The 7,485-nt window shown below is 71.4% G+C and carries 7 protein-coding genes and 1 tRNA gene; all 8 read right to left on the bottom strand.

Annotation, left to right across the window (positions count from 1 at the left end; translation table 11 throughout):
- Positions 1-149 (bottom strand): NAD-dependent epimerase/dehydratase family protein (locus PUR61_RS33965; protein WP_329883372.1); only part of this gene is annotated, 149 nt, incomplete at its 3' end.
- Positions 150-474: 325 nt separating this feature from the next.
- Entirely contained in the window at positions 475-1,143 is a 669-nt protein-coding gene (locus PUR61_RS33960) for a response regulator transcription factor (protein WP_329883360.1), read from the bottom strand.
- A 169-nt stretch (positions 1,144-1,312) separates the two neighbouring features.
- Positions 1,313-1,385, bottom strand: a tRNA-Thr gene (locus tag PUR61_RS33955).
- 109 nt (positions 1,386-1,494) lie between these two features.
- A complete protein-coding gene (locus PUR61_RS33950) occupies positions 1,495-1,905 on the bottom strand; it encodes a winged helix-turn-helix transcriptional regulator (RefSeq protein ID WP_329883359.1) in 411 nt (136 codons plus the stop codon).
- A 211-nt stretch (positions 1,906-2,116) separates the two neighbouring features.
- Positions 2,117-3,457, bottom strand: coding sequence for an MFS transporter (locus PUR61_RS33945; protein WP_329883358.1), 1,341 nt, complete (start codon positions 3,455-3,457; stop codon positions 2,117-2,119).
- A gap of 158 nt (positions 3,458-3,615) precedes the next feature.
- Positions 3,616-4,794: a type VII secretion-associated serine protease mycosin gene (gene mycP, locus PUR61_RS33940; RefSeq protein ID WP_329883357.1), complete on the bottom strand. Its 1,179-nt coding sequence runs from the start codon at positions 4,792-4,794 to the stop codon at positions 3,616-3,618.
- A 240-nt stretch (positions 4,795-5,034) separates the two neighbouring features.
- A complete protein-coding gene (locus PUR61_RS33935) occupies positions 5,035-6,684 on the bottom strand; it encodes a WXG100 family type VII secretion target (protein ID WP_329883356.1) in 1,650 nt (549 codons plus the stop codon).
- A gap of 44 nt (positions 6,685-6,728) precedes the next feature.
- Positions 6,729-7,280 (bottom strand): hypothetical protein, encoded by a 552-nt coding sequence (locus tag PUR61_RS33930; RefSeq protein WP_329883355.1) that lies wholly within the window; start codon positions 7,278-7,280, stop codon positions 6,729-6,731.
- Positions 7,281-7,485 lie beyond the last annotated feature (205 nt).

Here is a 7,485-nt window from a genome sequence, read left to right as displayed (position 1 = left end):
TCGACGAACTCCGCACCGGACGGCACGCCCGCACGGAAGCCCGTGGAGAGATCGTCCAGGACGGTCACCTGGTGACCCGCCTCCAGCAGGTGGGCGGCCACCACACTGCCGACATAGCCGGCGCCACCCGTGACCAGGTACTTACTCATGCTCGACCTCCAGCGGACGATGGTTTCCGCCGTCGGCGGGCCATCGGAGACTTACGTACGACTGCGGCCCATTCTCCCCGGCCCCCAGGGTGCTCCGGACCATCGGGACGGCCACCCTATGCCAGGTTTGACCCGGTTCCGGATGCCCGTACGAGCCCCGTACGCCCGCACGACACTTCGGGCTTCGCGCCCGCAGCCGGGCCGCGCGTTCCCGAACGGCGGAGCACCCCGGTCCGGGGCCCGCAGCGGAGGCCGGAGCCGGGCCGGGCGCCCGGAGGCGGGACCCGGGCCGTGGAACCGGGGCGGATTCGGCGCCGCGCCACGCTCAGGGCCGGGCCATCCGGTCCAGCAGCCCGGTGCGCGCCGCGACCGCCGCCGCCTCCAGGCGGGTCCGGGCACCGAGCTTCATCAGCACCCGCTGGACGTGCGTCCGCGCCGTGCTCGCGGCGATCCGCATCCCCGCCGCGATCGCCGCGGTGTCCTCGCCGTCCGCGATCCGCGCCAGCACCTGGACCTCACGCCGGGTCAGCAGCCGCAGCAGCCGGACCGCCTCGTCGTCCGGCTCCGCCGCCGGCCTGAGCAACTGGTCGAAGGCGCCCCGGAGCACCTCCACGGTGACCGCCGCCTCGCCCGCCCGGGCCCGGGCGATGGCCCGCTCGACCACCTCGATCCGCTCGTCGCTCGGCACGTAGCCGGCCGCACCAGCGGCGAACGCCCCTGCCACTCCCCGCAGTTCACCAACCGGACCGAGGACGATGACGGCCACCTCGGGCCGCTCCCGGCGGATCCGGCGCAGCCCCTCGAAGGCCCCCGGATCGGCCGGCGCGGACACGCCCAGCAGGCACACCTCCGGCCGCCGGCCCGCCACCAGGTCGGCCGCCGACCCCGCCGGGGAGCCGACCGCGAGCACCCGGTGACCACGTAACTGGAGCGCGGTGGCCAGCGCCTCCGCCAGTAGCCGGTGGTCGTCGACCACCACGAGTCGAACACCCATGAGGCCCTCCAGGTCGGCGTCCGGCCCGCGCCCCCGCCCGCTCGGGACAGGTGGCCGATGACGCACCATCACAGCGCATTCCGTACCCGACTTGCTAGGCCGTCTCACCGCCACCGCGAGGGCGGACACACGAAAAAGACCCCCGCCTGATGGCGGAGGTCCTTTGCCGAGCCCCCATGCGGAATCGAACCGCAGACCTTCTCCTTACCATGGAGACGCTCTACCGACTGAGCTATAGGGGCTTGTTCACCTCGTCCGTGCCGGCCTGACCACTGCCCGCTCGAACAAGGAAGACACTACACGGCCCGGCGCCGGAAAGGGAAATCGACCCGGGCCGGGATCCGGCCGCGTTCAGCCCTCCCCGTTCGCCCGGTCGACCCCCTCCCGAACGGCCAGCATCGCCGGGGCGTGCTCCTCGGTCCAGCGACCGAGCGGCGCGACCAGATCGGCCAGCTGCAGGCCGAGCGGCAGCAGCTCGTAGACCACCCGCGGCGGCGTCTCCGGGTACACCGTACGCCGGACCAGCCCGTGCCGCTCCAGCGTGCGCAACGACTGGGTGAGCATCTTGCGACTGATCCCGTCGACGGCTCGCCGCACCTCGGAGAACCGCTGCCCGCCCACCTCGCCGAGGCTCATCACGATCAGCAGGGCCCACTTGTCCGCCAGGACGGCGAAGACGACCCGGCTGGGACAGAGCCGGGCGAAGACATCGAGCCCCTGCGCCTGCCCGACCACCGCCGGACGGCGCTCCTGTGTCGTCATGCCGCCAGCGTAGCGATCCGGGTCCCCGATCCCCCTCGGTCACCAGAGGGGACCCGGTCCCCCGCCCGGACACTCCGCCTTCCCTTCCTTCCCGGCGGCACGGGCTCGCCGCCACCGGCCTCACCAACTCGGCCTCCGGGAGCGGCGACCGGAGCACGGCCCGGGCCACCGCGCCTGCGCCGACCCCCGGCCGACCCCCCGCCACCGCGCGCTACGCCGCCGGGTCCGCCCCCGCCCCCAGGCGGCCGGTCACCCGGCGACGCCCGCCGTGCGCCCCGGCCACCGCCAGGTCCGTCCCGCTCGTCTCCGGCAGCAGCCGCAGGCAGAGCAGTGCCACCACCCCCCACACCGCCAGGTACCAGCCGACCGGCTCCGCCGTCCCGTACGCCTCCGTCAGCCTGGTCGCGATCAACGGGGTGGTCGCCCCGCCCACCACCCCGCCCAGGTTGTAGGTGAGCGCCGCCCCCGTGTACCGCACCCGGGTCGGGAACAGCTCCGGCAGGAACGCCGCCAGCGGACCCAGCAGGCACCCCAGCACCACCATCGCGCCCGCCAGCGCCAGGAACATCAGCGGCCGGCGCACCGTCTCCAGCAGCGGGAACAGCACCAGACCCCACGCCACCGCCAGCACCGTCGCCAGCTGCAGCGTCCGCCGCCGCCCCCACACGTCACTGCGCCGCGCGCTCAGCCACACCGTCACACCCTTCCCCGCCGCGCCCGCCAGCAGCATCGACAGCACCAACGTGCTCGGCACCCCGAGTCCCGTCGTGGCGTAGGCCAGCGCGTACGTGGTGGTCAGGTAGAACAGCGCGTACCCCACGGTGATCGCGCCGCAGCCGAGCAGCACCGTCCGCCAGTGCCCGCGCAGCACCTCCATCACCGGCGCCCGCTCCGCCCCCGTCCGCACCTCCCCCTTGAACAGCGGCGTCTCCTCCAGCCGCAGCCGCACGAAGAGCCCCACCGCCACCAGCGCCAACGACGCCAGGAACGGCACCCGCCAACCCCAGGACCGGAACGCAGCCTCGTCCAGGCCCAGTTGGAGCGCCAGGAACACCCCGTTGGCCAGCACGAAGCCACTCGTCGGCCCCAACTGCAGATACGCCCCGTACCGCCCGCGCTGCCCGGCCGGCGCGTTCTCCGCCACCAGCAGCGCCGCACCGCCCCACTCGCCGCCCAGACCCACCCCCTGGCACACCCGCAGCACCACCAGCGCCACCGGCGCCCACCACCCCCACACCGCGAACCCCGGCAGCAGTCCCACCGCGGCCGTCGACAGCCCCATCAGCAGCAACGACACCACCAGCGTCGTCTTCCGCCCCAGCCGGTCCCCGAAGTGCCCGAACGCCACCGCCCCCAGCGGCCGGGCCAGGAACGCCACCGCGTACACCGAGAACGCCGCCAACAGCGCCCCCACCGTGCCCAGTTCAGGGAAGAAAACCCCGCCGAAGACGAGCGCGGCCGCCGTCCCGTAGATAAAGAAGTCGTAGAACTCGATCGCCGTACCGATCAGCGCCGCAGCCGCAGCCCGCCGCATCTGTCCCTTCGCACCCATACCACCACCCTGGCGACCTCCCGACGCCCCGGACCAGCCTCCACCCGAGTGACACCGGCGCCCTCGCCCCCACCACGCGCCGCCCCGCACGCCGGTCCGAACTCCCGCCCGGAGAAGGCCGCGTGCCGCGCAAGGCGCGGGGCGCACCTGCCGTCGGGCTACCGCACGTACGGGTGGTCACTCGGCGGCAGAGGCGGCACCCCGGCCACCCCGGGCCGCGCCGACCGCCGCCGCACCACCAGGAACGCCACCCCTCCGGCCACCAGCACCAACCCGCCGACCACCGCCGCAACCACCGGCACCACACCACCCGAGCCGGCCGCTTCGCCGACCGCCTTACCCTCCCCCGGAACACCCGAGGAACCCGACGGCCTCACCGGAGCCGCCGGAACGGCCGGAACGGCCGAGGACGGAGCGGGTGAGGATTCACCGACCGCCTGCTCCGGAATCGGATAGACATCCGCCGGCCCCGGATCCCCTGGCTCGGTCAGGGCAACTCGCGGGCGCACAATGCCGTATCCCACGATGTCATTCCGATGGGACCCGTCCGTCGGCTTCCCGGCGGTGTTGATGAGTACCCGCACAACTTGATTGGCACTCCATTCAGGGTGAACCGCCCACAGCAGCGCAGCGGAAGCCGAGACGATCGCTGCGGCATCGGACGTTCCGTGAGTCTTGCAGTACCCCGAAGGCCCAATACACGCGTTGTACATGTCGACACCGGGTGCAGCGACATCGACCTGCGGCCCCTGTTCCGACTCCGGCGCAACCCAGCCGTTCCGGTCGACCGCCCCGACACCGACCACTCCCGGCAATGCTCCTGGATACTCGATCGGATTGCCCGACTGCGCCGAGTTCCCGACGCTGGCGACCACCAAGGCACCCTTGGCGGCTGCATGCGAGACGGCACCCGTCATCGCCGCCATGTCGGCCTCCGACGCGCCAGCCAAGGTGCCGCCCTGGGAGATGTTGATGACCTTGGCACCCTGGTCAGCCGCATACGTAATGGCCTGTCCGATCTGCTTGAAGAACTCCGCCGTGGCAACCCGACCCGCGTTCGAGTCGTTCTTGATCTTCAAAGGCAGAACCCTTGCGCCTGGGGCCAGGCCGAATGCCCCCTTACCGCCCATCCCCTTGCCGGATCCAGCAATGAGACTGGCAATACCGGTGCCATGCCCATCAGAAGAGGTCCCCACCCCGCCTGGCAGACCGCTAAAGTCTTTCCCCGGTAAGAGCTGGCCGAGAAGGTCCGGATGCTCAAAGTTGAAACCACCGTCAATGACAGCGACTGTGATGCCCTGGCCTTTGCTGGTCGTCCAGATTTCGGGCACCTTCATGACATCAAGGTGCCATTGCTGCTCTCGGATCGATTCCACAGCAAGTGCAGGTCCCGCCACCGGACCGGCGACGATCCCTGCCGCGAGCACCGTCGCAGTGACCCCCCGCCCACGCGCCCATACGCTCGTCCGCCGCATCACAGCTCCCTCGTCGGTCTCGCCGTCAGGCAAGGACCACACCCCGGACAGGTCCGCACCGGCCACCAGGGTGAGCCCAACGGCCGGGCGATCGTTTCCGCGCTACTCGATCACGCCCGGATTACTCCTCGGAGTACCGGTGGTCCAGGTCTCCTCGTCCTCGTGCAGGTAGTCGGCCCGCTTGCGGCGATCGCGGCCGCTCCGCCCCGCCGTACCGCCCATCATGCCCGGCCCCATCATGCCGTTCTGGACCTGACGCGCCCCGCCCTCGGCAGCAGCCCCGGCGCCTGGAGCCCGGTTCCGTAGGCCACTCCCGCCAGGCGTGAACTCCCCGCCGGCCACCGGGCCGCTCTGCCCACCGATGACACCGCCACCGGTAGAACCGGAGCCGCGACCACGCGAGCCACCTCCCACCACACTGCCGCCGCCAAAACCGCCCATGCCCGGTTGAACACCACCGCCCACACCGCCGGTGCCGCCCTGACCACCGGCCGTGCCCGCCCGGCCCTGAGCCTCGCGCGTCCCGAAGATCGGGCCGGACCCACTCGGTCCCGAACCACTGTTTCCCGCAGGAAGGTTCCCGCCTCCGAAGATGCCTGCACGGTTCGGCGGGACAGATCCGCCACCACCCTTGACGGGCGCGACAGCGCCACCGAACGGACCGGCCCCTCCGAACGGGGCAGGCCCACTAACGGGGTGAAGGACGGGATCGTTGCCGGGAGTGGTCGGATACCCGGGCACGCCCCCTTGGCCGTGCGGTGACACGGAACCGCCATAGCCAGGGCCCGCAGAGCCGGTCGGAGTCGGCGCGGGCGGAAGGCCATCGAGGCCGGTACCGGGCCGGTCAGTGGGGTACCACGGGGACGGGGACTCTGCCGACTCGCTCGGGTATCGCGGCAGCGGCGCCGATCCACCGGGAGACGAACTCGGTGGGACGTGGCCCAAAGGGCCGGCTCCCTGCGAAGCCGACGCAGACGGATGACTCGCCATGGAGCCGCCACCAGCGACGTAGCCGGTACCTGCTGGGCTGTAGCTACCACCGCGGTAGCCACCACCACTTCGCGAACCGCCCGTGGAGCCACCGGATCCTACGTACGCACCACCACCAATCGTGACGTTCTCCTCACTGTTACGTGCGCCATGGCTTGATTCGCCCGGCAGCTCAGGCAGCTTGAGGCCGTTCAGTTTGGTGGTCGCGGCCTCGTACGCCTGCCCCAACTTCTCCATCTGGTGGATGGCTTCCTGGTGCGCGGCCTCGACGCGCTTGTGGGCCGCCGCGGCCTCCGCGTAGGAGACCCAGGTCGGGTCCTCCTTCTTCATGATCGCGTCGGTCATCACGGACGGGTTGCCGATCCCGGCCACACTCACCGTCGAGGGCTTCAGGCAAGGCTGCCTGGAGTGGCGGTCCACCGTGTCGATGTCGGTCTTCGGCGGTTCCGGCACGCCGGTCTTCGCGGTGCTCAGCGCCTCGCCGGCCTGGACCATCGCGTCGCCGGCCCCCTTCGAGTACTCGCTGATCATCGCCGCCGACCTGTTCAGGTCCGTGGCCCAGGTCTTGAAGCTCTCGGCGGCCGGGCCTTCCCACTGGATCTGGCCGAGGTGGGCGGCCAGCGCCCGGCTGAGGTCGTCCAGGACCCGGCTGGCCGCCTTGAGCTGGTTACCCCGGCTGGTCACCTTCGTCGGATCGCTGTTGATGACCATCGACTTGAGCCTGGCGTGCTCGATTCCCTCGAAGTTCGTCCCGCCTGCCATCAGTTGCTCCCCGTGTCACTGGAACTCTTCCCCCCGGAGCGGCGTCATGAGAAAGACCCGCCACCGCCCTGCTTCGGCGCCGGTCCGTGCGGTCCGGCCGCCGGAATGTAGGTGTCGGCGTTCTTCGCGACCGCCTTGACCGCCGCCGTCTGGTGTTCCTCGTTGCTCCCGTACGTGCCCGCCGTCTGGGCGACCGCCGCGCTCATCCTGCCGATCTGGTCGGCGAAGGCCTTCGAGAGCTGGGCGATCGCCGCGTGCGTCTTGTCGTACGCGGCCATCAGGTCCTTGGACTCACTGAAGCCGGTGCCGAGGTTCCCCTCCGCCAGTTTCTGTTCCTTGACCTTGTGCTGGGCGGCCTCCGACCCCTCCAGGGAGGCCAGCAACGCGTCGACCTTCTTCTTGAAGTTGATCAGCGTGTCGAGTTCGACCTTGACGTCCTTGGATCCGAACGCCGCCACCAGCGCTGTGGCGCTGACGTCGACCTGGACCTGACTGGCCGTCCTGCCGATCCAACTGTTGTCGAGCGGCCACGGCTTCACTTCGCCGTTGGGGCCGTCCGCCCAGCCCGCGCCGCCCGGTCCAGCCTCGCCTGGCACAGCAGTCCACCTCTCCCCCGTTCGCGGGGCGCCCCCGGCGCCACGCCGCGACGTACCGTCAACTACACGGCTGTGCAAGCGGAACGGGCCCGACGAGCATCGTCCCGCCCGGGCGCGACGAGCATCGTCCCGCCCGGGCGCACTCGTCCGCCCGTAGGCCGGGTGCCGCCCCGGCCATGGTAGCCACCGCCCCGTCGGACGGGCA

This window comes from Streptomyces sp. BE20 (assembly GCF_036322525.1).
Taxonomy (GTDB): Bacteria; Actinomycetota; Actinomycetes; order Streptomycetales; family Streptomycetaceae; genus Kitasatospora.
This window is presented reverse-complemented; position numbering and strand designations above follow the sequence as displayed.

What these genes read in the sequence shown, in the direction of transcription:
- PUR61_RS33960 (WP_329883360.1), bottom strand. Translation starts at nt 1,143, where the DNA reads ATGGGTGTTCGACTCGTGGTGGTCGACGACCACCGGCTACTGGCGGAG.
- PUR61_RS33950 (WP_329883359.1), bottom strand. Translation starts at nt 1,905, where the DNA reads ATGACGACACAGGAGCGCCGTCCGGCGGTGGTCGGGCAGGCGCAGGGG.
- PUR61_RS33945 (WP_329883358.1), bottom strand. Translation starts at nt 3,457, where the DNA reads ATGGGTGCGAAGGGACAGATGCGGCGGGCTGCGGCTGCGGCGCTGATC.
- mycP (WP_329883357.1), bottom strand. Translation starts at nt 4,794, where the DNA reads ATGAAGGTGCCCGAAATCTGGACGACCAGCAAAGGCCAGGGCATCACA.
- PUR61_RS33935 (WP_329883356.1), bottom strand. Translation starts at nt 6,684, where the DNA reads ATGGCAGGCGGGACGAACTTCGAGGGAATCGAGCACGCCAGGCTCAAG.